The 559-nt window shown below is 49.6% G+C and carries 1 pseudogene; it reads left to right on the top strand.

Annotated features, from left to right (window positions below):
* A pseudogene (locus INT04_RS19195) lies at positions 1-559 on the top strand (electron transport complex subunit RsxC); the annotation flags it as partial.

Raw genomic sequence — 559 nt, 5'->3', positions numbered from 1 at the left:
GTTAAAGCAAAAAAAGCACAGCAAGCCACCGAAGCTACATCAACAATTGAAGCCCCTGTTGAAAACGCTAAAGCCGAAGACGTCGATCCACGTAAAGCGGCCGTTGCTGCCGCATTAGCTCGTGTTAAAGCAAAAAAAGCACAGCAAGCCACCGAAGCTACATCAACAATTGAAGCCCCTGTTGAAAACGCTAAAGCCGAAGACGTCGATCCACGTAAAGCGGCCGTTGCTGCCGCATTAGCTCGTGTTAAAGCAAAGAAAGCACAGCAAGCCGCCGAAGCTACATCAACAATTGAAGCCCCTGTTGAAAACGCTAAAGCCGAAGACGTCGATCCACGTAAAGCGGCCGTTGCTGCCGCATTAGCTCGTGTTAAAGCAAAGAAAGCACAGCAAGCCGCTGAAGCTACATCAACAATTGAAGCCCCTGTTGAAAACGCTAAAGCCGAAGACGTCGATCCACGTAAAGCGGCCGTTGCTGCCGCATTAGCTCGTGTTAAAGCAAAGAAAGCACAGCAAGCCGCTGAAGCTACATCAACAATTGAAGCCCCTGTTGAAAACG

It is taken from the genome of Proteus sp. FME41, from assembly GCF_014897315.1.
In the GTDB taxonomy this organism is placed as follows: domain Bacteria; phylum Pseudomonadota; class Gammaproteobacteria; order Enterobacterales; family Enterobacteriaceae; genus Proteus.
This window is presented reverse-complemented; position numbering and strand designations above follow the sequence as displayed.